The organism is Thermostichus sp. MS-CIW-38, from assembly GCF_054058415.1.
The window spans coordinates 1-2,473 of record NZ_JBSSAH010000072.1; the positions used below are offsets into that span (position 1 = coordinate 1).

At 56.4% G+C, this 2,473-nt stretch carries 3 protein-coding genes; all 3 read left to right on the forward strand.

Going from position 1 to position 2,473, the window contains the following annotated elements; all coding sequences use genetic code 11:
• Positions 1 to 312: 312 nt before the first annotated feature.
• The 3 genes from ACVWXZ_RS14205 to ACVWXZ_RS14215 all read left to right on the forward strand — a co-directional run bounded on the left by ACVWXZ_RS14205 (position 313) and on the right by ACVWXZ_RS14215 (position 2,152).
• Positions 313 to 519: a hypothetical protein gene (locus tag ACVWXZ_RS14205; protein WP_457439818.1), complete on the forward strand. Its 207-nt coding sequence runs from the start codon at positions 313 to 315 to the stop codon at positions 517 to 519.
• A 173-nt stretch (positions 520 to 692) separates the two neighbouring features.
• Positions 693 to 1,559 carry a bifunctional hydroxymethylpyrimidine kinase/phosphomethylpyrimidine kinase gene (thiD, locus tag ACVWXZ_RS14210; protein WP_414357609.1) on the forward strand — a complete coding sequence of 289 codons (867 nt, stop codon included), beginning with the start codon at positions 693 to 695 and terminating at the stop codon, positions 1,557 to 1,559.
• Positions 1,560 to 1,585: 26 nt separating this feature from the next.
• Positions 1,586 to 2,152 carry a GDYXXLXY domain-containing protein gene (locus ACVWXZ_RS14215; protein WP_457482665.1) on the forward strand — a complete coding sequence of 189 codons (567 nt, stop codon included), beginning with the start codon at positions 1,586 to 1,588 and terminating at the stop codon, positions 2,150 to 2,152.
• Positions 2,153 to 2,473 lie beyond the last annotated feature (321 nt).

Here is a 2,473-nt window from a genome sequence, read left to right on the forward strand (position 1 = left end):
CCATTTGTTTTCATCTAAAAAAACCAACTTCATCCTCTTTCCTCTATAAATTATTCTCTCTATCCTAACATAAGATCAACACGACCTAGGACACTGTACCCACAACTAAAACCTTGGTCGCGTCTTCGCGTCAGCGTTGCGGAGCAATAGCGTTGCGGAGCAATAATGCAGGGGCCCAAAAGGTTTTTCTCAGTAGCCCGGCTGTCTCAGCCTAATCTGAAAATACTACATTAGTTTATATTGTTGGATTCTTAGTGTTAGAAGTTATCGAAAGTAAGTCTGTTTCCTTGGCGAGATCAGTTCTCGACTCCTGTGAAGTTGCATTTGTTGCACCTATCTCTGCCGTTGAGCTCGCCTCTCTATGCCCCGCAACTGGAGCAATCCCTCTGTCAGCAAGTTGACCGGGAGCTGGGCCAGCGGGCTCGGCTTCTGCGCTGGAGCTTGACGGCGGTGGAGGGGGATAGAGCCTGGGTTGAGGTGGTCGCCACCACTGATGAGGGCTACTCGGATTTAGACTAGGACAACTCACTCTTAGTCAGCTTCTTGACAGACGTCTGCAAGAGTTTTCCCAATACCCCAGTGGTCTCAGACCAATCGAGAACCAACAGTTTCATTGCTACGTTAAAGAGATGGTTCATATTGATTGATGGAAATGGCTATCGGTACCCTTGCCCATTTTTGTCGTTTGGCCAATGTCTGTCTCTGCATCTGAACCAACTCCGGCTCCACTGCTGGCCGAGCAGCACCCCCCTGTCGCCCTCACCATCGCTGGATCCGACAGTGGTGGGGGAGCAGGGATCCAAGCGGATCTGCGCACCTTTGCTTTCCAACGGGTACACGGTACCTCTGCCCTGACCTGCGTGACCGCCCAGAATACCCTTGGGGTGAGCCGGGTCGATGCGCTGCCCCCCGAAGCCGTGGCCGCCCAAATTGAGGCCGTGGTGCAGGACATTGGGGTGCAAGGGATCAAGACGGGCATGTTGCTGAATGCCGAGATCGTGCTGGAGGTAGCCCGTCAGGTGGAGCGCTGGGCGTTGCGGCCTCTGGTGGTGGATCCGGTGATGGTGTCCCGCACGGGAGCAAAGTTGCTGGCAGATGAAGCCATTCAGGCCATCCGCGAGCGGCTGATCCCCTTGGCCCAGGTGCTGACCCCCAATCGCTATGAGGCGCAAATTTTAACGGGGCTGCAGCTGCAGTCCCTGGCGGATATGCAAACGGCGGCTCAGCAGATTCGCACCCTGGGCTGTGGAGCGGTGTTGGTCAAAGGTGGGGGTATGCCGGGGGAACTGCAGGGGGTGGATGTGTGGTTCGATGGCGAGCGACTGGAAGTGCTGAAAACAGAGCGGATCCCCACCCGCCACACCCACGGCACCGGCTGTACCCTCTCGGCGGCCATTGCAGCACAGATGGCCTGGGGCAGGGATCCCTTGGCGGCCACAGTGGCGGCCAAAGCCTATGTAACAGAAGCGCTGCGACATCCTTTGGCCATCGGGTCAGGTCAGGGGCCAGTGGGGCACTTCTACCCGCTTCTGTCCGGGATTGGCAAACCTGTGCCATAAGAGAGAGGTCACTCTCTCTGGCTGCTATGGCTAGCCCGTCGAATCTTTCTCAGAAGGGATCCCTGCCCAAATGGCGGTTTTGGCTACCCCTACTGCTGCAGCTGGGTATCGTTCTGCTGATACCGGCTCGGCAAGCGCTGACCCTCGCTGTCGGAACCACGATCTACCTGCAAACGGCCCCCGTGGATCCCTATGACCTTTTGCGGGGCCGGTACGTGGCCTTGGGCTACGTCGTCGGTCGACGCTCCACCCTAGAGCAACTGCCGGGTTGGTCACCTGAATTGGAGACCCCAGGGATCCTTTATCTGCGCTTGGCTCCCCCCGCAGGGGATCCCACTCAACCTTGGCGAGCAATCGGTGTCAGCCGGGAGATGCCCAAAGATTTGCAGCTTGAAGAGAAAGTGCTGCGAGGCTGGTTTGACGGGCAGCAGCTCAAGTTGGGAACCGAAGAATTTTTTATTCCCGAAGCGATTGGAGATGCCTGGGAAGAGGATATTCGGCGTTACCCTGAAGCCACGCGGGCAGAAGTGAAAGTGGATCCCTGGGGCAAGGCAGCATTGGTCGGCCTCTGGGTAGGGGAGCATCGGTACTAAGTGCTCATTCTGCCCGGCTTTAACGCTTTAACAATTAATCACCATATTCTGACATCCGAACCCGAAGGAGAGCCGGAAAACTGAATGGGGCAGGGATCCCTATCACTTGCCCCTCGAAACCCTGAAGATGGCGAGAACCGGAGCTGTGCCATTGAGGAGCTTGCTAAGTGCTGCACAGCCTTGCTCAACACCTGAATTAGGGTCATCCCAATTGGGTCAAACTTCTTCAGCTAGAAATCGCAGGAGCCCCGCACTGTACCCGTAGGGTCAGTGCCGGGAGGAATGCGAGGTTACAATAGAACCATGACCCAAGTCCTGACC

Bases quoted from the DNA above. Each gene is read 5' to 3' on its own strand.
- thiD (WP_414357609.1), top strand. From the start codon at position 693: ATGTCTGTCTCTGCATCTGAACCAACTCCGGCTCCACTGCTGGCCGAG.
- ACVWXZ_RS14215 (WP_457482665.1), top strand. From the start codon at position 1,586: ATGGCTAGCCCGTCGAATCTTTCTCAGAAGGGATCCCTGCCCAAATGG.